Here is a 25,012-nt window from a genome sequence, read left to right as displayed (position 1 = left end):
TAGCCAAATATAAGAAAATGGCAGGCTAATTTCCTCTTTCCAACGGTCTTTGCGGGATTATTTATCCTGCTAAAAGGATAAAATTCCTTATTTTACAACACATAATCCTAAACACGTACCTAAAGAATCGATTCGACATGAAAATCAAGTGTTATTATATTTTGGCGTGCCTCGCTATCAGTCCATTCCTCGCGCATTCCCAGAAATTCCCGTATAAGGATAGTCGGTTGTCCATTACGGAGCGTGTCGATGATCTATTGGGGCGTATGACCATCGACGAGAAAGTGGGGCAATTGGCCAAACCCCTGGGGTGGGAGATGTACGAAAAAACGGGGCATGGCGTTGGAGCCAGCCAAAAGTTCAAGGAGTTGGTCAAGAAGGAACCTATAGGCCTGCTGTGGGCAACATTGCGGGCAGACCCTTGGACGCAGAAGACACTGGAAACCGGGCTAAGTCCTGCTGAGGCAGCCAAGGCCACCAATGCGTTGCAACGCTATATGTTGGACAGTACACGACTTGGAATCCCATTATTGCTTTCGGAGGAGACACCTCATGGGCACATGGCCATCGGCGCCACGGTCTTCCCGACTGCCATCGGCCAAGCCAGCACCTGGAATACGGCATTGATCGAAAGGATGGCTGCGGTGATTGCCTTGGAAGCGGCGGCTGTAGGTGCCCATAATGGTTATGGCCCTGTGTTGGATCTCGCAAGGGAACCGCGCTGGTCGAGAACGGAAGAGTCCTATGGGGAAGATACCTTTTTGGTCGGGCAGATGGGAAAAGCAATGGTTAAAGGGATGCAGGGGGAAAAGATCGGTGGAAAGGGAAAGCTGTTTTCCACGTTGAAACATTTTGTAGCCTATGGTGTACCCGAAGGTGGGCACAATGGTGGCCCCGCATCGGTCGGTGAACGGGATCTGCGGCAGAATTACCTGGCGGCATTTGCGCCTGCAGTTCGCCAGGGTGCACATTCCGTGATGACTGCTTACAACTCCATTGATGGTATCCCTTGTTCCAGCAACGCCTGGCTCTTAAATCAGATCCTGCGAAAGGAATGGGGGTTTCAGGGGTTTGTGGTTTCCGATCTATTGAGTATCCAAGGGCTGCATGGTGGCCATGCTACAGCAAGTTCGCCGGTCGAGAGTGCCGCACAGAGCTTAGGGGCAGGCCTTGACGTGGATTTGAGCGGAACGGCCTATGGCAAGAACCTAAAGGACGCCCTGGCTTTGGGCCTCATCGATGAGGAAACCCTGGATCAAGCCGTGAAGCGCGTGCTACGGACCAAATTTGCATTGGGCCTGTTCGAAGATCCATTTGTCTCCGAGCAGGAAGCGATGCGAACGGTCGGAACAAAAGCCCATCGGGCGGTCGCCAAACAGGTGGCACTCGAAGGAATAACACTTTTGAAGAATGATAACGAGTTGCTACCCTTAAAGGGAAATATGAAACGGATTGCCGTAATAGGCCCGAATGCTGACAATGTGTACAACCAATTGGGGGATTACACGGCACCGCAGGCGGAAGGCAAGGTGACGACCGTGCTGCAGGGCATTCGCGAGAAAGTAGGGCAAAAAATGACGGTAGAATATGTAAAGGGTGTAGCCATCCGGGATACGGCGGCATCCGATATTGCAGCAGCTGTCGCGGCTGCGGAGCGTGCTGATGTGGTCGTGCTGGTGATGGGCGGCTCCAGTGCCAGGGACTTCATGACCTCCTATCAGGCAACCGGTGCAGCCAATGTGGAAGAAAGCAAAAACGCAATTTCCGACATGGAAAGTGGGGAGGGTTTTGACCGCGCTTCGCTGGATTTGATGGGCGATCAACTAAAGCTCATGGAAGCCATCCACGCCACGGGTAAGCCCATTGTGTTGGTGACCATCAAGGGCAGACCGTTGAATTTAAACTGGGCCCAAGAGCACCTACCTGCCATCCTCGATGCTTGGTATCCAGGTCAGGAGGGGGGACTGGCGATTGCCGATGTGCTGTTTGGGGATTACAACCCCTCCGGACGGTTGCCTATTTCCGTGCCTAGATCCGTTGGGCAACTCCCAGTTTACTATAACCACCAAAAGCCTAAGCATCATGAATACATTGATATAGAAGCCAAGCCACTATACTCCTTTGGGCATGGACTCAGCTATACCAAGTTTGCCTACAGCAAGCTACATATCGTAAAGAAGGAAAAGGATGCAAGTTTCGACGTGGAGATAACCCTGGATGTGGAGAACATCGGGCAATATGATGGAGATGAGGTTATCCAATTGTACCTTGTCGATGAGGTCAGTTCGGTCGTTACGCCGATCAAACAGCTTCGCGGATTTCAGCGGATACATTTTAAGAAAGGCGAAAAGCAAGCTGTTGCATTTACGTTGAATCCAGAAGACCTGAAGATATGGGGCGTGGACAAGGCGTGGATAGTGGAGAAAGGACGATTTAAGGTGCTGGTTGGTAGCTCTTCGGATGATATCCGATTGGAAGGAAGTTTTGTGCTGGAAAAGGATTATCCATTGGAATGATGCAAGTCATCACTTAGGGAATAGTGTGGACCTGGAGGTCCATTGCATAAGCATAAAAAAGCCGGGTAAAATACCCGGCTTTTACTATTTATTTCTTTTTCGCCCACCATAGCGGGGTACTTACTTTGTCCTCGCCACCTAGCAGGGTTACTGCATTTTGGTATTGCGCATTGGATGCTTCCCTAAAGGAGGAAGGATATTGCAAGCGCTGCGGGAAGAAATCGACACTGTTGGTCATGTAGTTTCCATCGTTCAATGCTGGAAGATTGGTCAGTGGATTTTCGATTGCCGGGTTCTCAAAGAACGGCAAGCCCAATCTTCTGTGGTCATTCCATGCCTCTAAAGGCAACCAAGGCATATTGGCGATGTATTTTTGGGTAATGATCTTGGTCAATTGGTCATTACGCACGGTACCATTCTTGTAGATGGAGTTCACCGGATACTTGATGGTAGCTGTTCCCGATTTATTGGTGTAGCCATCCACATACGTCATTGTACGGGAATTACCCGGTTCGGTCGTATGTGTAAATTTCGCGGATGTTCCTACGTTGTTGTAGTTTTCAGAGCTCAGGTACTGGCTAGCGTATTGGCCAACGCCCATGTATTCGAAATTGGCTTTCACCCCATTCTCATACGCCTGTTGTGCCGTGGTTCCTGTATTCCAGCCTTTAAGTGATGCTTCAGCCAAAAGGAAGAAGCTTTCCCAAGCAGCAAAAAACACACGTTTCGCCTGACTGGTGCGGTATGCCTGGGATAATCCCGGGATCTTACCGATCTGAATGGTTCTGATTTCATTGGCCGTACCTTTCGCACCGAAATCACCAGGTGCCTGTGCACTCCATGTTTTCGCTACGTCAAGTTGAATGTTGCCTCCAGTTGCACGCTTCAAAGCAACTTTGGTAATCTTAGCATCCTTGGTCCATGAAGGGTAGTTCGAAAACTGCGCACTCAAGGTATCTCCAGGAATGTAGAACGTTTTATAGGCACGTGGGTCAATGCTGTTCGGCATACCATCGAAGAAATAGCCCGCCATCGGATCATTGGTCTTAAGCGAGAAATGATCCACGAAACGTCTACCCGCATAGTTCGCAGGCTTGATGCTGGATTGGAAGGCAGCACCTAATTGTACTTCCGATTTCACACCACCCAAACCTACATACAGGTTGTTGAGGGTTGCTGAAAGAACTTGGCCGTTCCATTCGCGGCTCATCACCCCTGAAAGCGGATCCCATCCTGGTTTCTCCTGAATGGCGAACATATCCTCAGCGGCTTTGATGTAATTGCCGCCAGCAGCTGCCGCTTCGAATTCCGTTTTCGCTTTTGCCGGATCAACTTCTGCAATACGCATCGCTAAACGCATCCGTAGCGAGTTTGCGTATTTCTTCCATTTGTCACCGTTGAAGCCATAGGCATTGTCGTATTTCGCATAATCACCCGCACTTACTGCATTGATCTTACCCACAGCGTCTGACAGCTCCGCCAGTAGATGGTAATAAACTGCTTTCACATCTGCATATTCCGGGTTTTCGCCCTCGAAACCGTTCAAAGGAATCGGACCGAAGTTATCTGCCGCCTCACTCATCAAATACGCACGCCAGATTCTGGAAATCTGAACAACATTGTTGATATGGCCTTCTGCAGAATTGTCCGCGATGCGCTTTTCACCGATACGGATCGCTTGGTTGATGTTATTCAACCATTGGGAAAGGTAGCCACGGCCCCAATAGTCTACAGAGTACCCGTCATTGTACGATCCACCGGCAAGACCTGTGGACATGTGCTGGCGGGCCGCTGTTTTCCAATAAATAACGAAGATACGTTCCGCAATGTGCGGATCCATCTGTGCACCGATTACGGCATTATTGAACAGGTATTCTACACGGACCTGATCTTCGGTAACTTTTCCTGGGTCCACATTGATCTCGTCAAACTTGGAGCATGATGCCAAGCTCGCCGAAAGCAAGATTCCCAGACCTATTTTTGATATAATATTTTTCATGTCTTAAGTGCTAAGGATTAAAAGCCTAATGTTAGGTTGATAAAGTAGGAGCGCGAAGTCGGTGTTGCGAAGTTCTCAAAACCCGTCGCATTGCTGTTGATCGAGAATACAGATTCCGGATCGACACCTTTTGCATAGCTCTTGATCATCCATACGTTGTTCATCGTGAAAGCGATCCGCGCGCGTTGCAATACCTTGCTCTTCAAAACCGACGCTGGCAGGTTATAGCTCAAGGTAATGTTCCGTAGGCGGATGTTTGTCGCATCATAGATGTTGGCTTCACCGATACCCATGTTTCCGCTGGTCGCAACCTGTGTCCAGTATTGCTGAGGCGTAACTTCTTTCGTGTTTTGTGTGTAGGAATCACCATTGGCAACAACACCGCTTACCACGAAGTTATCGCGTTTGCCATTCACTACCGTTTCAGCAGCTGTACCGTTCGCCTGTAAGTTTACATTGGTTCCGGAGAAGAATTCCCCGCCAAAGCGACCATCGATCTGAAAGCTTAAGCCAACGTTCTTGTAATTGAAGGAGTTGGTCCAACCCACTAATGCTTTCGGCGACTGGTTTCCTAATACCTGTCCGTCAACTGCCTGTGGCAGGCCATTCCCGTTCAGGATCATCTGTCCGTAGTACGGGCTGTTCTGATCGTCAACACGCAAAAATTTGGAACCGATGATCTGTCCGTATAGCTGGTTTTCAATTGCACGAACGGCAATGTTGTCAAATCCACCCAAGGTATAGTAGTCGATCTTATCGGAAAGTTCGATGATCTTATTGACGTTCTTCGAGAAGTTAACGGATGAATTCCAGTTCAGGCCATTTTCAGAACGTAAGATCTGTCCATCCAATGCAATCTCAATACCTGAGTTTTGGATATTTCCGGCGTTGATGTTTTCTGCTTTGAATCCGCTCATTGGGTCCGTAGGGATTTCCAATAATTGATGGGTTGCGTTGTTCTTGTACCACGCGAAGTCGATACCGAAACGGTTGTCGAACATACGGGTGTCAAAACCGACCTCCAAGGATTTGATCAATTCGCTGCGCACGTTTTCGTTGAAGCGAACATCGCCCAATCCAGCGGTTGTATTTCCGTTCGGATCGCGGTTGATCTCATACTGGTTGATCAAACGGTAGGCTTTCATGTCGTTACCAGCAATGGCATACGACGCTCTAACCTTTAAGAAGTTGATGAAGCTAGGCATTTCACCACCTGATTTTCTGATCATATCGGAAATTACCAAGGATGTACTCACCGAAGGGTAGAAGTACGAGCGGTTTACTTTTGATAATGCAGAAGACCAGTCGTTACGAGCCGTAACATTTAGGAACCAGTATCCATCATAGCTCAATTCTCCAGTTCCGTAAAGGGAATTAATCTGTTTTCTATCGTTATATTGGGAAGGAGTAGGGTTTCCTTTTCCGTTCGTTACATTGAAATAGTTCGGTACTTCCAGTTCGCCAACGCCTACACCCAGGTAGGTTTCATCACTGCGCATGATCTGGCCGAATACCGATCCACTCACACCCCATTTACCACCATTGATGGCATCCTGTCTAGCATGCAATCCCAAGGTGAAGTTTTTCTCGGCAAATTCGGTTTTACCCGTAGAATATAAGCCTGATGGGCTCAATGGGCTACCGCCATAGGTCTTGTTCTCCAAACGGGAAGTATAGGTGTCCAAGCCGGCACGACCTTCTACATCCAACCATTCGGTAATCTTGTACTTGATATTTGCATTGCTCAAAAAGCGGTTCCTAACATCGTTGTTCAGGTTGTATTCCGCTAACCAATACGGGTTGATGGAATTGGAAGTTCCGTACCAGTTCATCTTGTTCAGGTTGTTCACCGGGTTTTTGTAATCCAAGATGTTGATGGTGCGTGGCATACGGAATAACGTCGCGAATGCATTGGAGTTATTCTGTCCTGAAATCGGTCTGTTCGTAGCGTCGTTGTTCATGTACTGTACCTTCACTTCTGTAGACCAACGTTTGTTCGGTCCGAATGAAGTGGATACCTTGGACATTAAGTTCAGACGGGAAAGGGACGATCCTGGGATCTTGCTCTTATCGTTCAGGTACGTTGCGGAAGAATAAACATTCGTCGATTCCCCAACTTGCTGCTGGAAGGAAACATTCTGCGTATGGTTCAATCCCGTATTGAAGAAGTTATTGATGTTGTCGTATGCTTGGTAGGTTGATCCATCGATTGCAGCACCCCAGTTGTCGGTACTTACAGCATCGAATACACCATCTTTACCCTGTCCGAATTCGCTTTGGATTTCAGGAATCATAAATAGAGTTTCGAAACCAAGTGTGGATGAATAGGTGATCCCTGTTCCTTTTTGGGCCTTACCCGATTTGGTTGTAATGACGATCGCACCATTTCCCGCACGAGATCCGTAAAGCGCAGATGCCGCACCGGATTTCAATACGGACATGCTCTCGATATCTTCCGGATTAATATCTCCTAAACCGTTACCCATATCGGTACCGGGATTCCAGAAGTCATTGTTCACTTGGCCATTACTTCCTTTTGCACCAAGGAAGTTGTTCATCGGAACACCATCCACAATAATGAGGGGCTGGTTATCTCCCGTTAGGGAGTTGTTACCGCGTAGGGTGATCTTGGTCGATGAAGCTGGACCTGCAGAACCCTTGATGACCTGAAGGCCTGCAACCTTACCCACTAGGGCGTTGGCCACATTGTTCTCTTTGGCATCGGCCAACTGCTCGGATTTCACCTCTTGGAAGGAATATCCAAGGGATTTACGCTCTCTTTTGATCCCCATGGCTGTTACGACCACCTCATCGATGTTGCCGGCATCTTCAGCCAGGCTCACGTTATGCGTGGTGCCACTCACGTTAATCACTTGGCTGGCAAAACCAACGCTGGAGAAGCGGATTTTGTCGCCATTGTTCGCTTGGATGGAGTAAGACCCTTGGGCATTGGTCTGTGCCGCGCGGTTAGTCCCCACAACGGTAACACTGACACCAGGAAGGGCATCTCCATTTTCACCCGTTACACGTCCCGTAACGGTCTGCTGTGCAAATAAGGTCGATATGCAGAGAAGCATAACAACCGTTAAGCTGCAACATTTTGAGTAAAATTTGCTCATTTTGTTGATGAATTAATTTAATTAGTCTGTTAATTGTTGTTTGTAGATGCTTTTATCTGCGTTTAGTACACAGATACAAGTTGAACCTAATAGTTGTATATGATCGGTATTTGAAAATTCAATAGTAGTATCTTTTGATAAGCGTTGGATGCTGAATTCAAGGATGGCCGATTGGATCTGTGGCAACAGGATATCCTGGGCCTTTGCCCCCCGGCCGCTGATGATGACTTTCTGCGGATTAATGATGTGGATCAATGTCGCAATGCCCTTGCCGAGCATATAGCCGATTCTGTTGATGGCCTCCATGGCCAATTGATCCCCGGCAATTGCTGCATCCAAGAGGTCATTCCCGCTGAGGCGACCATCTGAAGTGATTTTATGTTTCAACGACGACTCTTCCCCGGACTGTAATCTTTCCAGTGCAAAATCAATCGCTGCAACAAGGGAGGCTTCCACCTCCAGGCAACCCTTTTTGCCACAGGAGCACAACTTATTCAGGTTGGATAATGGGATATGGCTGAACTCGCCCGCATACCCACTATGGCCACGATAAAGCTCATTGTCGATGATCATGCCCAATCCTACGCCCCAGTTTAGATTGATCACCATCGCATTCCGCACTTCCTTTGCTTTGCCGAAATGGTGTTCTGCGATTGCAATCGCAGAAGAATCATTCTCGACATAGGTCGGCAAGCGAAAATCCCGTTCCAATTGGTGCTTCAGGTCGTAAAGTGGCGCATCCTCGGGATACGAATTGTTCTTCCCGCTGTTGCTGTCCACAAACCCCGGAATACTGATCCCCATTCCGTACACCATTTTCCGGTCAATTTCCGAAAGGGATGCTTCGATCAGCGCACGTAGTTCCGTATATGCTTCGGGAGATTTCAGGTCGATAGCTGCGGTCCTGATTTCAGTTTTGTAGTGATTCTTAAAATCAACAACAGCAACAGACGTGTAATATTGATCGATGGCGACACTAAGGATTAAGGGTAATTTGTCGGCATTGGGTGCGAAGTGGGCCGCTCTACGTCCTCCTGTAGAAGCCGCCAAACCAGCGTGTTCGATGAGTCCTGCCTGCAAGAGTTTATTGACCGAATTGGTGATGTTCGGAACACTTTTGCCAATTGTACTGCTCAATTCCGCAATAGACTGCGGATTGGAGAAGTAAAGCCGCTTGAGTATCGATAATTTCAGGCTATCCACTGTTTGGTTTTGTTATTTATCGGACAAAGTTATGTTAATAATTATTTAACATCCAAATACTTTTTAATTTTTTTAATAAGTATCCGGATCATGGAATAACTATTCAGTTATCTTGCCGGATTTAGTGCGTTTTCTTGCGTTTTTCAGTGTTTTTACCAATAAAGTGTGCAATAAGTCTGCTGAATAGTGTAACTTCGATTAAGCAATAAATTATGAAACAGCGTTATTATTCCTTAGATGTGTTTCGTGGTGCGACCGTTGCCTTAATGATCATGGTCAACAATCCAGGAACATGGTCCCATATGTTTGCACCCTTGAAGCATGCCCCTTGGCATGGCTGCACGCCTACCGATCTGGTCTTTCCCTTTTTCCTATTTGCCGTCGGTAATGCCATGTCCTTTGTTATTCCTCGTTTGCAAGAGGCCGGAGATGGGGTGTTCTGGAAAAAGGTCATCAAGCGGACGGTCCTGATCTTCTTGATCGGTCTTGGACTGAATTGGTTTCCCTTCGTGCAATGGGTGGATGGGACACTGCAATTCCGTGAATGGGTCAGTTCTGTTGATCCCGATAAAGGTGTCCGCATCCTTGGGGTATTGCAGCGGATTGCCATTGCTTATTTCTTTGCATCCATCTTGGCGTATTATTTCAAGCCACGGACGCTGATCTATATATCCGCGGTTATCCTGTTGGGGTATTGGGGGCTGTGCATGGTGCTAGGTACCGGTGATCCCTATAGCCTGGAAGGATGGTTCGGGACAGCCATTGACAAGCAAATTTTGGGCGTAGCCCATATGTATAAGGGTGAAGGTGTCCCTTTTGATCCGGAAGGATTGATGAGTGCACTGCCGGCGGTCGTTCAGGTGGTGTTCGGTTATCTAGCTGGCGTATTCATCAAAAAACAGGGTAGTGTGGATTGGTTGTGGACGAAAGTCCCGGTCAGCCAGGAGCCCCACTTCAAATTACTCTCCGGTCTTTTCGTGACAGGTTTTATCCTGTTGGTGCTGGCCTGGACCTGGTCATTGGGATTCCCGATCAACAAAAAAATCTGGACCAGTTCGTATGTCTTGTACACCACGGGCTTGGGCGTACTAACCCTGGGTACCATGATCTGGTATATTGAAGTGCAAAGGGTGAGAAACAACCTGACCAAGTTCTTTGATGTTTTCGGCAAGAACCCTTTGTTTATCTTTGTTTTGAGTGGGCTTTTGCCCAAGGGGCTCGGTCTGATCCGAATTCCCAATGGCGTGAATGAGGCGGGCGAAGCTGTTTTTACCACACCATTTGCCTGGTTCTATAAAAATGTGTGTGCACACCTGCCCGGACCTCCAGAAGTGGGTTCATTTGCCTATTCGCTATGCTTTCTTGTAGTGATGTGGGCCATTTGCTATTGGCTGGATCAAAAGAAGATTTACATCAAGGTGTAAGGGTTTCGAAGTGCGTTGACAATCAGCGCAATGGCTATTTCATCTTTTATTTCGGGATTACGATTTAAGATGTTAACTTTGCAGCCAATTAATAAATTTTTTAACGCTTTAATATTATTCAAGAATGTATTTAAGTAAAGAGTACAAAGCTGATATCTTCCAAGAATTTGCTGGATCAGCTGAAAACACAGGTTCTGCAGAAGGACAAGTTGCATTATTTACGAAAAGAATCGCTCACTTAACTGGGCATTTGAAATCGAACAGAAAAGATTTTAACACACAACGTTCCCTACAGAAATTAGTAGGTAAGCGTCGTTCGTTATTGGCTTATTTGTACAAAAAAGATATCGAAAGATACCGTGCAATCATCAAAGGATTAGGTTTACGTGATATCATCAAGTAAGCATATTCATTAAAAGCATTGAAAAGCCGTTCCATTATGTGGAACGGCTTTTTTTGTGCGCCGATTTTCTTGCGTTATCGAACGTGAACGGAGCGGCGATCATCATTTCCACCAAAAACCACCAATTTGCTCACGCAATCAATTTTGCCGCCTCTAACTCCCGGAAATTCCTCATGGGTGCTTAAACAATCCTGATTTTTTAGTGGAGATCCATTTGGAACGACCTGTTTTTTCTGGACGGGTACATTGCCAGTTGGAATTGATTTCCATGGACCTTGTCCGAGGTGAGAGCGTACTGAGAGCGTGGTGAGAGCGTAGTGAGAGCGTGTCTATAGGCACGCTCTCACCTCGCTCGGAATGCGTACGCACCACGGTAGCACCTCGGACAAGGTCCACTAAAAACCCGTTTTTTCGCTGTGTAAAGGCCCATTTTGGCGACAACAAAAATTGGATGTTCAGCATCGAGCAAGTAGGAGTGCGCTTAAGATACGCTCTCCCCATGCCGAAACAGGAGGAAGGGGGATAGAACTAGGTTTGATTTAAAGCATGGGAAAATTACCCCACTTCTGGCTTTATTGATCGATAGGTGGAAGTAAATTTTCCGAGGTTTTATGTTAACGGCACAAAATTCTTTACATTTGTGCGATTAAAAAGGTCAAAAATAATTTGATGCATCGGAATTGAGGCAAATGCATCGCAAAGAAAACACAATGATTTATAACGAAAAGAAAGTTACAATTGAGATGGGCGGCGGACAAGCTCCTATCGAATTGTCTACTGGTAAGTTAGCGAAACAAGCTGATGGATCAGTAGTATTGAAACAAGGAGCAACGATGTTGCTAGCTACTGTGGTATCATCGAAAGAAGCGAAAGCGGGTGTCGATTTCTTGCCTTTATCAGTAGATTACCAAGAAAAATATGCTGCAACAGGTCGTATCCCTGGAGGATTCTTGCGCCGTGAAGCTCGTTTATCTGACTACGAGGTCTTGATCTCCCGTTTGATCGACAGAGCATTGCGTCCATTGTTCCCGGAGACTTACCACGCCGATACACAGGTTATGGTGAGCTTGATCTCTGCAGATAAGGATATTATGCCGGATGCTTTGGCAGGATTGGCAGCATCAGCAGCTATCGCCGTATCGGATATTCCTTTCAACGGACCAATCTCTGAAGTTCGGGTTGCGAAAATCGACGGTCAGTTGGTGATCAACCCAACGATGTCCGCTTTGGCGAACGCAAGCCTTGAATTTATTGTGGCAGGTTCCGCACAGGATATCGTGATGGTAGAAGGCGAAGCGAAAGAAATTTCTGAGAATGAAATGGTGGAAGCGATTGCTTTCGCTCACGAAGCGATCAAAAAGCAAGTTGCTGCACAGCTTGAATTGGCAAGTCTTGTAGGTGCACAGACAAAACGTGAATTCAACCACGAGCCAGAAAATCAAGAATTGAAAGATGCGGTTTACGCAGCGACATACGATAAAGTTTACGCTGTAGCAAAATCAGGTTCTTCAAAACACGAGCGTACCGAAAAATTCGCTGAAATCGGTGAAGAGTTCTTCGCTACTTTAGGTGAAGATCTTGACGACGATACAGAGTTCTTGAAGAAGAAATATTTCCATGATGTACAATACGATGCGGTACGTAATTTGGTATTGAACGAAGGCATCCGTTTGGATGGTCGTGATGTACGCACGGTACGCCCGATCCTAACCGAGGTAGATTTCTTGCCTGCGGCACACGGTTCTGCTGTATTTACACGTGGAGAAACACAATCATTGACATCGGTAACCTTAGGTGCTAAGGATGATGAGCAAATGATCGATGGAGCTTTTATCCATGGATACAACAAATTCCTATTGCACTACAACTTCCCAGGTTTCTCAACCGGTGAAGTAAGACCTAACCGTGGTCCTGGTCGTCGTGAAGTAGGTCATGGTAACTTGGCCATGCGTTCATTGAAGCAGGTGTTGCCTTCAGGTGAGGATAACCCTTACACGATCCGTGTGGTTTCCGATATCTTGGAATCCAATGGTTCATCTTCTATGGCTACCGTATGTGCGGGTACATTGGCCTTGATGGATGCAGGTGTGAAAATCTCCGCGCCAGTTTCTGGTATTGCGATGGGATTGATCACGGATGAGAAAACAGGTAAATACGCAATCCTTTCCGATATCTTAGGTGATGAAGATCACTTGGGTGATATGGACTTCAAAGTAACGGGTACTGAAAAAGGTATCGTTGGTTGTCAGATGGACTTGAAGATCAATGGTCTGAAATGGGAAGTGTTGACACAAGCGTTGGATCAAGCGAAAGAAGCACGTCTTCACATCTTGGGCGAAATGGCGAAAACCATTACTACTCCTCGTGAAGATTACAAACCGCATGCTCCACGTATCATTCAGATGACGATCGATAAAGAATTCATCGGTGCGGTTATCGGACCTGGTGGTAAGATCATCCAAGAAATGCAACGCGAAACAGGTGCTACGATCTCCATTGAGGAAGTTGACAACCAAGGTATCGTGCAGATCTTCGCAGACAACAAAGATTCGATCGATGCAGCTACGGCACGTATCAAGGCAATCGTTGCTAGACCGGAAATCGGTGAAATCTATGAAGGTAAAGTAAGATCCATTATGCCATTCGGTGCATTCGTTGAGATTATGCCAGGTAAGGATGGATTGTTGCATATTTCCGAAATCGACTGGAAACGTCTGGAAACAATGGACGGTGTCTTTAAGGAAGGCGATATCGTAACGGTTAAATTGTTGGATATCGATAAGCAAGGTAAAATGAAGCTTTCTAGAAAAGCCTTATTACCGAGACCTCCAAAGGAAAATCCTAAAGAGAACAAACCGGAAGCATAAGCACCGGTAAACATAGAATTAAGGGGTTGGCATTGCCAACCCCTTTTCTTTTGGATCAACCTTTGGGTTCCTGGTTATCCGGAGCATCCGCCAGCTCGCTCAGCAGAATCCCCCTTTTGCGCATTAGCCGCCCGACCTTGCTCATTGCCGGCTTTCCTCCAGTATTTATCCCCTAGTTTTATGTGGTCAATTTCAAGAACTTAAATAGAAAGATTATGAAAGCGAAGTTATTAATGATCATTATGGGGGTGCTGCTATTGTTGGCGGGGTCCTGTAAGAAGGGGGACACAGGTGCGGTTGGTCCCCAAGGGGAAAAGGGAGATGCTGGGGAGCGTGGTATAAAGGGTGCCGATGGTTCCACCATGCATTCGGGAACGGTGGTTCCCGCCGCATCGCTGGGCAAGAACGGCGATTACTATTTTAGGACGACAACCAGTGTGCTCTATGGCCCCAAAACGGATAAAGGTTGGGGGGCAGGCGTTAGCATCAAAGGGGAAGATGGAAAGAACGGTACCAACGGGAAGAATGGTTCGCAATTCCTTTCCGGAACGTCCATTCCTGCGGTCAACATTGGCGCTGTTGGGGATTTCTACTTCAACACGGCAGCGATGGTGCTGTACGGTCCGAAAACGGCAACCGGTTGGGGTGTCGGCACGAATCTCAAAGCGGACGCACGTGTTCTCTATTCGGGCTGGAAGTCGGCAGTCCGCGTGAAAGATACCATTATGGATGGAACACAATTGCGGATCGCACATATCTATGCCCCACAAATCAGCGAAACGGTCATGAATTCGGCCGTGGTCCTGATGTATTTGGATTATGGGGGCGGTCCATTTCCGTTGCCATTCACCAGCAGACCGGGAGGACGTATGTCGACCATTGGATTTAAACTGAAATTAAGGGAATTGCTGATCTTCCGGATGGTATATGATGGAGGCGCATTGCTGATGTTGGGGAGTAGCATACAATACCGTTATGTCATTATTCCAGGGAATTATTATACAGCACTGAAAGATAAACAGGTTGACTTTGGCGATCCGCTCGCCGTGGAGAAGGCGATCCAGAAATTGGAATTGTAAGCATAAAAAGAAAGGGTGCCATTTTGGCACCCTTCGTTTCTTATAACATCATAACTCCTGGGATTTCCCCGACCTTTTTGTAGTAATCAATGACCTCATCAGCTGAGTTCACGTAGTTTTCGATCGAAATGGACGTGTACTTACCACCTGAAGAGCTTTTCTCCGAAAACTTAGCAGAGGCATGCGTGAATAGCGCTTTTACCTGTTCTGCCTGATCTGAGTCGGTTTTTACAATGAACTTAAAGGTGTAAATGCTCGGGAATTGCTCCACTTCGATTAACTTTTCCTTGAAGTTTTTGTAGAAATCCTGGTTGTTTGTATTGTCTTGAATATCCTTGATGTTGATATTGTTGTTTAAATCTGCCATTGTTTAATCTCCTTTCCCTTGTGTATCAATAAGCGTACCCAAGGACTTTATATGACAAAACGTTAGCCGCTCGATTTTGTTTAGTTTTCCATGGAAGTCGGCCATGAATTTTTCTTCTTGCCCAGCTTCAAGTTCGGTTTATCGCTCATCTCAAACTCCAGTGTTCCACCCTGCAACATGTCGTTGTGGGTAATGTATAATTTGTTGTAGGGCTTACCGTTCCATCTTATTGATTTGATGTAAGGTGTCTGTTTGCTGTTGTTCTTGGCCACGATCGTGAAGACCTTACCATTGGGCATGGTGATCTCGGAGCGGTCCAGTACAGGGCTACCAAAGACATATTCGCCGTTCACCGGTGAGGCTGGATAAAGGCCCATCATGGACCATACGCCCCAGGCACTCATTTGGCCGGCATCCTCATTCCCTGCATACCCATCTGGGCGTTCATGGTACATGGAGTCGATAATGGCACGTACCTTTTCCTGCGTTTTCCAAGGTTTTCCCAAGTAGGAGTACATATAGGCGATGTGGTGGCTCGGTTCATTCCCGTGCGCATATTGGCCGATAAATCCGCTGGCATCCGGTGACTGGTTCTCGCCCGTCATGTACGAAGGAGCCGTAAACAGGGTGTCCAACATTTTTTCCAGACCATCCTTCTTCGGGAAGAGCTTGGCAAGGCCACGGACATCATGCGGTACGAAGAAGGAGTGCTGCCAGGCATTCCCTTCGATGTATTGGGATTTGGAGAATTCATGCTCGGAATAGAATGGATCAAACGGTTCTACGAACTTGCCATTCTTCAGTTTGGCGCGCATAAATCCAGAATTCGGGTCGAACAGGTGCGTATAGTTTTTTGCACGCTTCGTGAACTCTTCATATTCTTTTTTCTTACCCAGTTTCTTGGCTACCAAGGAGATGCAGTAATCATCGAAGGCGTATTCCAAGGTCGAGGTTACGGATCCGCCGTACACATCCTGCGGTACATAGCCGTACTGGATATAATCTGGAACCTGTCGGATGGACTGGTTGGCGCTGGCAAGCATCGCCTGGAATGCTTTTTCCTGATCAATGCCCGGTACATCTTTCAATACGGCATCCGCCAACACCGGAATGGCATGGTAGCCCGTCATGGTATTGGTTTCAAACGTGCTGAGATCCCATACCGGTAACAGGCCGTTTTCATCGTAAAAGGCCAGCATGGAATTCATCATATCGGTATAGCGTTCGCCTTGAGTGATGGTAAATAGCGGTTTTAACGCCCGGAATGTGTCCCAAAGGGAGAATAGGGTATAACGTTGGCCGTTTGCCATCTTCTTGCTTTCGCCTTTGTAATTCTTGTACGCCCCATCGCTATCGGAATAGAGGGTAGGGGATACCGCGGTGTGGTATAGCGCTGAGTAGAAAATCTTTTTGAGGGTTTCGTCCGACGATTCCACCTTGATCTTGCCCAATTCCTTTTCCCATTTCTGCTCCGCTGCTGTACGCACGGTGTTGAAATCCCAATTCGGAATCTCCTGCATGGCGAGCAATGCTTTATCCTCACTGCTGGTGGAAAGAGCTACCTTGAGGGCCACTTCCTGATTTCCTGGAAAGATAAACTGCGCATTGACGCCTGGTTCATTCTTGTCAGCAGAATTGATTTTTCCGCCGGCCAGTTGGCTTTTTTCGCCGTTCAACAGGATCTCAGCAAAGGGTTTGTCGAATTTGATGGCGAAATAGATATGCTGTTGCGTCGCCCAGCCCGTAGAATAGCGCTTTCCGACAACGGTCTGGTTGTCAATGACGCGAATCTCTGTCTGTGTTGGGCGATCCCAATTGTGTGCATGGTGGAGGTCCAATCGGATGGTCGGCTGGCTACCTGCCGGAAACTGATATTGGTGGTAACCCACGCGTTCGGTCGCGGTCAGCTGGGCTTGGATACCGTTGTCCAAAGAGACCTGATAGAATCCCGGGCTTGCCTTTTCGTTATCGTGGGAGAATTTGACACGGGTATCCACTTTTTTCTGCTGTACGGGTTTGACCAAGGGCATGATGGCAATGTCCAGCCAATCGCCGATGCCTGTTCCGCTCAGGTGCATGTGGCTGAATCCGGCAATGGAATCTGCGCTGATATGGTAACCGGATACCCAGTCCCACCCATTCTTGCCATTGTCGGGGGAAAGTTGTACTAATGAAAAGGGTACGGTTGCTCCGGGATAGGTATGTCCGTGGCCGCCGGTACCGATGAAGGGATCGACATATTTTGTCAATTGTTGGGCGTTTAGACTGCTCGAATTGCAGATTATTCCTGCGGCGGCAAAAATAATTGCCCAGCTTTTATAATTCAAGTTCATAAAAAACGTTATATTAGTGTCTTACAAATGTACATTTTTAAACCTAATAAACCCTTTTAGCCAAATTTTTAGCATAATATTTAGCAATTAATAGCTAAAATTTAGCTAATATTTTTATATTTGGTAGATTTTGATTGGAAATTTTTATTGACCTAGCATGAGAAAACGTATTTTAATTAGTGACATTGCAAAGAACTTGGGCGTTTCTGTGACCACCGTGTCCTTTATCCTGAATGGGAAGGCAAAGGAAAAGCGGATCAGTGAAGGGTTGACGAAACGCGTATTGGACTATGTGAAGAAAGTGGGGTATAAACCCAATCAGCTGGCGCAGAGCCTGCGCACCGGTCAATCCAAGATTTTGGGGCTGATCGTGGAAGATATCTCCAACCCTTTCTTTTCCAATGTGGCTAAATATATCGAACGGATTGCCTATGACAATGGATACCACATCATCTACTGTAGCATGGATAATGATGAGACCAAGGCGAAGGAGCTGATCCAGCTGTTTTATGACCGACAAGTCGATGGTTACATCATTACACCGCCGGAAGGCCTGGAAGACACGCTATCCAACCTGATCAAGAACAATGTGCCGTTGGTTTTATTTGACCGGTACATTCCATCGTTGGAAACCCATTATGTTGTTCTCGACAACTTCAATGGGGCTTTTGATGCAACCAAGCACCTGCTGGAAAACCCCAACAACAAACGGGTAGGATTTGTTTCGCTCTATTCCAACCAGACGCAGATGCGCGACCGATTGGAAGGGTACATGAAGGCGATCGATGATTATCAATATCAAGCTTTTATCAAGAAGATCAAGATCGATGAGGACGAGGAGCTTGCCATCGAGCAACTGCATGAATTCATCAGCAGCAACAATTTGGACGCTGTTCTATTTGCGACAAACTATTTGGCAATCAAGGGATTGATGGCCGTGAAGAAATATAATATGGATCTGCCACACATGGTGGCTTTCGATGACCATACGCTATTCAGTCTGTATGAGCCTGGCATCTCCGTGGTGACCCAGGATACATCAGCTATTGCGAATGAGCTGATCCATACCTTGCTCAATGAGATCAAGGGAAAAAATAAGGAATTACAACAGATTGTAATTCCTAGTGAGTTATTGGTCCGTGGTTCCTCTGCTATTGCGGAGTCGCTGGAACAAACTTCATAGATACCGAATTTACACAGTGCCTGGTGTTTTTGGAGGTGAATCCTTCGCCTTCAAAAACATGGCCCAAATGGGCGCCACAGGCGTTACAGATAATTTCCACCCTTCTTCCATCGGCATCCGTTACCCTTTTTACCGCGCCAGGGATTTCATCATCAAAACTCGGCCAGCCACAGTGAGATTCAAATTTGTCCTGAGAGCTGTACAGCGGCGCATCACAGCGCTTGCACACGTAGGTGCCGGTTTCCTTATTGTCTAGTAGTTCGCCTGTAAAAGGCCTTTCTGTGCCTTTATGGAGGATAACGTATTCCTCTTCGGCAGTTAGTTCGTTATATTTCTTTGTGCTATCCATAGTATGCGTTGTTGAGTTCGATTGTGAGTGTGCACAACCTGATATAATGAATAAAATTAATATTGAATAGAATGTTTTCATAGACTAGCTAATTTACAAAAAAGGAATTAAGGAAAAATCAGGGGAATGTTAATTTATTATGGCTTTGGAGGGGGATTCGGGGTATAATTTAGAATGATTATAAATTGACAAATTACGTCATCAAATTGTCAGGGATTGCTTAATAAGTTATACTTTTGTGCATTGTTTTGTACGGTACTGTGTACCTATACTGGAGAGTCAACAATTAATTATTACACATAAAATAGTATAAAGTGCTAAATATGAGAAATATCTCATCCGTTTTGGGAAGACTTGCGAAGTCAATATCGATCAGTTTGGTATTGTTATTTGCCGTTACGACTACCACGCAGGCGCAAGATGTTGCGAATGGTGCAGCGCTATTTAAATCGAATGCATGTAATTCGTGTCACGCTGTAGGTAGAAAATTGACAGGGCCAGATTTGGCCGGGCTGTCTGAGCGCCGGGAAGAGGCATGGATCATCAAATGGGTTCACAATCCGCAAGGAATGATTGACTCTGGCGATGAGCAAGCCGTAGCTTTGAAAGCTGAATACCCGACTACAATGGCTCCTTATGCGCACTTATCAGAGAGTGACATTAAGGACATCGTAGCGTTCTTGAAAGCTGAAGAAGTTAAAAATGCTGAAAAGAAAGAAGCTGCAGGTGCTGCAGGTGGTGGTGCTGCGAGCTCCGATGCCAACAACTTGATGATTTTCGGATTGATCGCGTTGTTCGTCGTTGCAGTTGCCGTTATCTACGCTTTGAACCGTGTGACGAAAACTTTAGAAAAAGTTATCGAAACAAACAAAGCAAGCATTGCTGAAGCGCAAGCAAGAAATGAAGAAGCAGGTGAAAGCGACAGCGCTAAATTTGCGAGAGCATTCTTGAAAAACAAGAAGTTAGTCTTCTTCGTAGTCTTGATGCTTGTTGGTCTTCTAGGTGTTGCTGGTTGGAAAACCATGTGGAACGTAGGTGTTCACGAAGGGTACAAACCAGTACAACCGATCAAATTCTCGCACCAGATCCACGCGGGTGTTAACCAAATTGAATGTCAGTACTGTCACGGTGGAGCTTTCAAATCCAAGAATGCATCCATTCCTTCAGCGAACGTATGTATGAACTGTCACAACACAGTAACTGCTGCGGATCACTACGATGGTGAAATCTCTCCAGAGATCGCTAAATTATACCGTGCCGTTGACTGGGATCCAGATACAAGAACGTACGGAACGAACACAAGACCTATTGAATGGGTTAGAATCCACAACTTGCCTGACTTCGCTTACTTTAACCACTCTCAACACGTTGTTGTTGCAGGTGTAGAGTGTCAGACTTGTCACGGACCGATCCAAGATATGGAAGAGGTTTACCAATACTCGCCATTGACGATGAAGTGGTGTGTTGACTGTCACAGAGAAACGGCTGTCAATACAGACAACGCTTACTACGATCAGTTGATCGAAGCACACGAGAAGTTGAAGAAGGGTGAGAAGATGACTGCTGCGATGATCGGTGGTTTAGAGTGTGGTAAGTGTCACTATTAATAAATTAATTTAGAATAACGGAATCTTATATATAGCTTAAATGGAAAGCAATAAAAAATATTGGAAAGGTTTAGAGGAATTGAATCAAACTCCTGCTTTCGTTGAAGGAAGCAAGAGTGAGTTTGCTGAGCCTATTCCCGTAGAAGATGTGTTAAATGAAGCGGGTTTAAGTACTAAGACGCCTCGTCGTGACTTCTTGAAAGCTTTAGGTTTCGGTTTAGGAGCTGTTACGTTGGCAGCTTGTAACCGTACACCAATTCACAAGGCTGTGCCTTATGTGATCAAGCCGGAAGAGGTAACTCCAGGTATCCCGAACTACTATGCTTCATCCTTCAATGGTCAGAGTGTAATCGTAAGAACGAGAGAAGGAAGACCAATCTCTTTGGAGGCTAACCCGAATTCAATCGGCTTGAACCAAGGTACAGACGCAAATACTTCTGCAGCTGTCTTGGATCTATACGATATGTCCAAACTACAGAATCCACAAATCGGTGGTAAAGATGTAGAATGGTCGAAATTGGATCAGGTTGTTGTTGACGCATTGAACAAAGCGCAAGCAGCAGGAAAACAGATCACGATCGTTTCAAATACAGTGAATAGCCCATCTACATTGGCTGCTATCGCTGCATTGACTACAAAATATCCGGCAACCCAATTGGTACAGGTTGACGCGGTATCTTACAGCGGTATTATCGAAGCCAACAGAGCGGCATTCGGTAAAGCTGTTGTTCCTTCTTACCACTTCGATAAGGCTCAAGTTGTTGTTTCAGTAGCAGCAGATTTCTTGGGTACTTGGGTAGCGGGTGAAGAACATACACAAGATTACATCAAGAACCGTGACTACAAATCACTGAAAGGTGGTAAGATGTCACGCCATATCCAATTTGAATCAGGTCTTTCCATGACCGGATCCAATGCGGACGTTCGTATCGCCATCAAACCTTCAGAAGAAGGCGCCGTGTTGATCAGCTTGTACAATGCAATCACTGGTCAGAACGTAGCAGGTGGTACAACCAATGCAAAAGCAAAAACAGCCATTGCCTTAGCAGCGAAAGAATTGGTGAACAATAGAGGTGCAGCAGTTGTTGTTGCCGGTTCTAACGACACCAATGCGCAGTTGTTGGCAAACGCAATCAATACAGCTTTAGGTGCGTATGGAGCGGTAATCGACTTGGATAACTTCTCGAAGCAATACCAAGGTTCCGATGCAGGTTTCCAAACATTCTTGAATGCTGCGAAAGCAGGTCAGGTAGGCGTTGCGTTCTTCTTGAACAGCAACCCTGTTTATGACTACTTCAAGACAGATGACGTGAAAGCCGCATTAGCGAAAATCGATTATACGGTATCTTTCGCTGACCGTGCTGATGAAACAGCTTCTGAATTGAAAGCGATTGCGCCTAACTGTACATTCTTAGAGGCTTGGGGTGACTCATCCGCTAAAGAAGGTTTATTCACCATCGTTCAACCTACCATCAACCCAGTGTTCAACACACGTCAGGTTGAGCAGAGTTTATTGATCTGGGCAGGTGTGAACAAGCCGATCCACGATTTCGTAAAAGAAAACTGGGAAGCGAACATCTTGGCTGGAACTGGTAAGTTGTGGAAAGATGTATTGCAGCAAGGTTTTGTATACAAAGGATCAGCTACTGGTTCGGCGTATGCTGCGAATGTAGATGTAAATGCTGCTGCTGCGGCATTGACTGCAGAAAGCAAGAAAGTTGCTGGCGGTGTAGAATTGAAATTATACGAATCTCCAAACTTGAGAGACGGACGTTGGGCGAACAATGCATACTTGCAGGAATTGCCTGATCCAGTTTCCAAAGTAACTTGGGATAACTTTGCAGCGATTAACCCAGCAGATGCTGAGGAACTTGGTGTGAAGGAAACTGGAAAAGTAACTGTTGAAGCGAATGGCTACAAAGTTGATCTTCCAGTGGTATTGCAACCTGGTCAAGCTAGAGGAACAGTTTCCGTAGCGGTAGGTTATGGTCGTACCAAAGTTGGTAAAGCAGGTAACAATGTCGGTGTAAATGCCTTCCCATTTGCTAGCGTTATCAACGGTACTGTTCAATTCCAAGCGAAAGCAAGCGTATCCAAAGCTGCTGGTATCTACGAATTGGCACAGACGCAGACACACCACACGATCGAAGGTCGTAACATTATCCGTGAGACTTCGTTCGCTAAATATTTGAAAGATCCGAATTCAGAATCCGGACGTTTCGCCGATACGCACCAAACGTACGATTTGTGGAACAAGTTTGAGCAGCCAGGTCACCGTTGGGTGATGGCGATCGACTTGAACGCATGTACAGGTTGTGGTTCATGTATCGTTGCATGTAACGTAGAGAATAACGTTCCTGTTGTAGGTCGCGATGAGGTTCGCCGTCGTCGTGAAATGCACTGGTTGCGTATCGACCGTTACTACACGATCAACAATGGTGGAACAGGATTAACGAAAGAAAATGATATCGCTAAGGCAGATGGTCTGGATTACGAAGATGTAACCGTTGTTCACCAACCGATGTTATGTCAGCACTGTGAGCACGCTCCATGTGAGACGGTATGTCCGGTATTGGCAACAGTACACTCTTCTGAAGGTCTAAACCACATGGCTTACAACCGTTGTTTCGGTACACGTTACTGTGCGAACAACTGTCCATATAAAGTACGTCGTTTCAACTGGTTCAACTACTGGAATGATTCCCGTTTCGACAACTACTTGAACAATGAGTTCACGCAGTTGGTATTGAACCCAGATGTAACTACACGTTCACGCGGGGTTATGGAAAAATGTTCGATGTGTATCCAACGTATCCAAGCAGGTAAACTGCAAGCGAAAATGGAGAACCGTAAAGTTAAAGACGGGGATATCAAAATGGCTTGTCAGGCAGCTTGTTCGGCAAATGCAATCATCTTTGGTGATGCAAACGATCCAGAGTCAGAAGTTTCTAAAGCATTGCGTAACGAACGCGTTTACTATGTGTTGGAAGAAATCAACGTACAACCAAATATTGGTTACATGACGAAGGTAAGAAACACATTTGAAGCATAATTTATTCAAGACTGAAATAAAATAACTATGTCATCGCATAACGAATCAATATTAAGAGAACCATTAATCACCGGCAAGGATATCACCTATGCAAAGATTACAGATGATATCTTACTTCCGGTTGAAAATAAGCCCAACAAAGCCTGGTGGATCGGTTTTACGGTTGCTGTTTTAGGCGCTTTGTTGTGGGTTGTGAGTGTTGGGTACACGTTCTGGACGGGTATCGGCGCTTGGGGATTGAACAAAACAGTAGGTTGGGCCTGGGATATCACCGACTTCGTATGGTGGGTAGGTATTGGTCACGCCGGTACGTTGATCTCCGCTGTATTATTACTATTCCGTCAGAACTGGCGTAACTCCATTAACAGATCGGCTGAGGCGATGACAATCTTTGCCGTTATCTGTGCCGCAACATACGTTGTTGCCCACATGGGACGTCCGTGGTTGGCATACTGGATTTTCCCGTTGCCTAACCAATTCGGATCACTTTGGGTGAACTTCAACTCCCCACTTGTATGGGACGCATTCGCGATCTCAACATACTTTACGGTTTCATTGGTATTCTGGTACTGTGGTTTATTACCGGATATCGCAACAGTTCGTGACCGTGCGACTGGTTTGAAAAGAAGAATCTACTCGATCCTTTCTTTCGGCTGGAACGGTTCGGTAAAAACTTGGCAGCGTTTTGAAATTGTATCCTTAATCTTAGCAGGTATTTCCACACCATTGGTACTTTCGGTACACACGATCGTATCCATGGACTTCGCGACATCCGTAATTCCAGGATGGCACACCACGATCTTCCCTCCGTACTTCGTTGCTGGAGCGATCTTCTCCGGTTTCGCGATGGTACAAACCTTATTGTTGATCCTTCGTAAGGTGATGAACTTTGAGGACTACATTACGATGTTCCACATCGAGTCCATGAACAAGATCATCATGACTACAGGTTCAATCGTAGGTATCGCATATTTAACGGAGTTATTCATTGCATGGTACTCAGGTTCAGAATACGAGATGTACGCATTCGCTAACCGTGTTGCTGGTCCGTATGCATGGGCTTACTGGGCGATGATGACCTGTAACGTAATCTCTCCACAGTTATTCTGGTTCAAGAAGATCCGTACAAGTATCCCTATTTCATGGGTGTTGTCTATCGTCGTGAACATTGGTATGTGGTTCGAGCGTTTCGTAATTATCGTAACTTCCCTACACCGTGACTACCTTCCATCGTCATGGGCGATGTTCTACCCAACGTGGGTGGATGTAGGTATCTTCGTAGGTTCCATCGGTCTATTCTTTACCTTATTCTTATTGTTCATCCGTTTCTTACCGGGTATTGCAATCGCAGAGGTGAAATTATTGTTGAAAAGCTCCAGCTTACAGCATAAGACGAAATTGGTTAAAGAAGGCGCATTCCCTGAGGATCAGGTTGACTTCTTCGCTAATTCATTGGAGAAATACGATTCAGTTACAGAAGAGGATATTAAAGCATTACATCAAAAATAATA

15 protein-coding genes are annotated in these 25,012 nt (G+C 46.2%); 9 read left to right on the top strand and 6 right to left on the bottom strand.

What is annotated here, in order from left to right; genetic code table 11:
* Window positions 1-137: 137 nt before the first annotated feature.
* The gene (locus G6N79_RS01825; RefSeq protein WP_103904904.1) at window positions 138-2,516 is read left to right on the top strand and encodes a glycoside hydrolase family 3 N-terminal domain-containing protein; all 2,379 of its coding nucleotides are present in this window, start codon (window positions 138-140) and stop codon (window positions 2,514-2,516) included.
* An 88-nt stretch (window positions 2,517-2,604) separates the two neighbouring features.
* Here G6N79_RS01825 and G6N79_RS01820 read toward each other — a convergent pair whose 3' ends face one another.
* From G6N79_RS01820 to G6N79_RS01810, 3 genes are all read right to left on the bottom strand, one after another.
* On the bottom strand, window positions 2,605-4,515 hold the full coding sequence (locus tag G6N79_RS01820) for a SusD/RagB family nutrient-binding outer membrane lipoprotein (RefSeq protein WP_103904903.1): 1,911 nt from the start codon (window positions 4,513-4,515) through the stop codon (window positions 2,605-2,607).
* A 17-nt stretch (window positions 4,516-4,532) separates the two neighbouring features.
* On the bottom strand, window positions 4,533-7,592 hold the full coding sequence (locus G6N79_RS01815; protein WP_241241724.1) for a SusC/RagA family TonB-linked outer membrane protein: 3,060 nt from the start codon (window positions 7,590-7,592) through the stop codon (window positions 4,533-4,535).
* A gap of 63 nt (window positions 7,593-7,655) precedes the next feature.
* Window positions 7,656-8,837, bottom strand: coding sequence for an ROK family transcriptional regulator (locus tag G6N79_RS01810; protein WP_103904901.1), 1,182 nt, complete (start codon window positions 8,835-8,837; stop codon window positions 7,656-7,658).
* A 212-nt stretch (window positions 8,838-9,049) separates the two neighbouring features.
* Here G6N79_RS01810 and G6N79_RS01805 point away from each other — a divergent pair, with 212 nt between their 5' ends.
* The 4 genes from G6N79_RS01805 (at window position 9,050) to G6N79_RS01790 (ending at window position 14,610) form a co-directional block, all read left to right on the top strand.
* A complete protein-coding gene (locus tag G6N79_RS01805) occupies window positions 9,050-10,261 on the top strand; it encodes an acyltransferase family protein (protein WP_103904900.1) in 1,212 nt (403 codons plus the stop codon).
* 124 nt (window positions 10,262-10,385) lie between these two features.
* The gene (gene rpsO, locus G6N79_RS01800; RefSeq protein ID WP_103904899.1) at window positions 10,386-10,664 is read left to right on the top strand and encodes a 30S ribosomal protein S15; all 279 of its coding nucleotides are present in this window, start codon (window positions 10,386-10,388) and stop codon (window positions 10,662-10,664) included.
* Window positions 10,665-11,374: 710 nt separating this feature from the next.
* Window positions 11,375-13,531 carry a polyribonucleotide nucleotidyltransferase gene (gene pnp, locus G6N79_RS01795; RefSeq protein ID WP_103905072.1) on the top strand — a complete coding sequence of 719 codons (2,157 nt, stop codon included), beginning with the start codon at window positions 11,375-11,377 and terminating at the stop codon, window positions 13,529-13,531.
* A gap of 215 nt (window positions 13,532-13,746) precedes the next feature.
* Window positions 13,747-14,610 carry a hypothetical protein gene (locus G6N79_RS01790; RefSeq protein WP_103904898.1) on the top strand — a complete coding sequence of 288 codons (864 nt, stop codon included), beginning with the start codon at window positions 13,747-13,749 and terminating at the stop codon, window positions 14,608-14,610.
* 40 nt (window positions 14,611-14,650) lie between these two features.
* On the opposite strand, the gene G6N79_RS01785 is transcribed toward G6N79_RS01790, so the two are convergent.
* Together G6N79_RS01785 and G6N79_RS01780 are read right to left on the bottom strand one after the other, a co-directional pair.
* Window positions 14,651-14,977, bottom strand: coding sequence for a DUF493 domain-containing protein (locus tag G6N79_RS01785; RefSeq protein WP_103904897.1), 327 nt, complete (start codon window positions 14,975-14,977; stop codon window positions 14,651-14,653).
* A gap of 80 nt (window positions 14,978-15,057) precedes the next feature.
* Window positions 15,058-17,310: a GH92 family glycosyl hydrolase gene (locus tag G6N79_RS01780; RefSeq protein WP_103904896.1), complete on the bottom strand. Its 2,253-nt coding sequence runs from the start codon at window positions 17,308-17,310 to the stop codon at window positions 15,058-15,060.
* 157 nt (window positions 17,311-17,467) lie between these two features.
* Here G6N79_RS01780 and G6N79_RS01775 point away from each other — a divergent pair, with 157 nt between their 5' ends.
* Window positions 17,468-18,493: a LacI family DNA-binding transcriptional regulator gene (locus G6N79_RS01775; RefSeq protein ID WP_103904895.1), complete on the top strand. Its 1,026-nt coding sequence runs from the start codon at window positions 17,468-17,470 to the stop codon at window positions 18,491-18,493.
* Here G6N79_RS01775 and G6N79_RS01770 read toward each other — a convergent pair.
* Window positions 18,462-18,923 (bottom strand): methionine-R-sulfoxide reductase, encoded by a 462-nt coding sequence (locus G6N79_RS01770; RefSeq protein ID WP_103904894.1) that lies wholly within the window; start codon window positions 18,921-18,923, stop codon window positions 18,462-18,464. The two genes, G6N79_RS01775 and G6N79_RS01770, sit on opposite strands and share 32 nt — an antisense overlap.
* A 242-nt stretch (window positions 18,924-19,165) precedes the next feature.
* Here G6N79_RS01770 and G6N79_RS01765 point away from each other — a divergent pair, with 242 nt between their 5' ends.
* Genes G6N79_RS01765 through nrfD form a run of 3 tightly spaced genes read left to right on the top strand, consistent with a single transcriptional unit; the run spans window position 19,166 to window position 25,010 of the window.
* On the top strand, window positions 19,166-20,449 hold the full coding sequence (locus G6N79_RS01765) for a cytochrome c3 family protein (protein ID WP_103904893.1): 1,284 nt from the start codon (window positions 19,166-19,168) through the stop codon (window positions 20,447-20,449).
* Window positions 20,450-20,489: 40 nt separating this feature from the next.
* The gene (locus tag G6N79_RS01760) at window positions 20,490-23,501 is read left to right on the top strand and encodes a TAT-variant-translocated molybdopterin oxidoreductase (RefSeq protein WP_103904892.1); all 3,012 of its coding nucleotides are present in this window, start codon (window positions 20,490-20,492) and stop codon (window positions 23,499-23,501) included.
* A gap of 27 nt (window positions 23,502-23,528) precedes the next feature.
* On the top strand, window positions 23,529-25,010 hold the full coding sequence (gene nrfD, locus G6N79_RS01755) for an NrfD/PsrC family molybdoenzyme membrane anchor subunit (RefSeq protein WP_103904891.1): 1,482 nt from the start codon (window positions 23,529-23,531) through the stop codon (window positions 25,008-25,010).
* Window positions 25,011-25,012: the final 2 nt, after the last annotated feature.

The sequence above is a fragment of the Sphingobacterium lactis genome (genome assembly GCF_011046555.1).
GTDB lineage: Bacteria > Bacteroidota > Bacteroidia > Sphingobacteriales > Sphingobacteriaceae > Sphingobacterium > Sphingobacterium lactis.
This window is presented reverse-complemented; position numbering and strand designations above follow the sequence as displayed.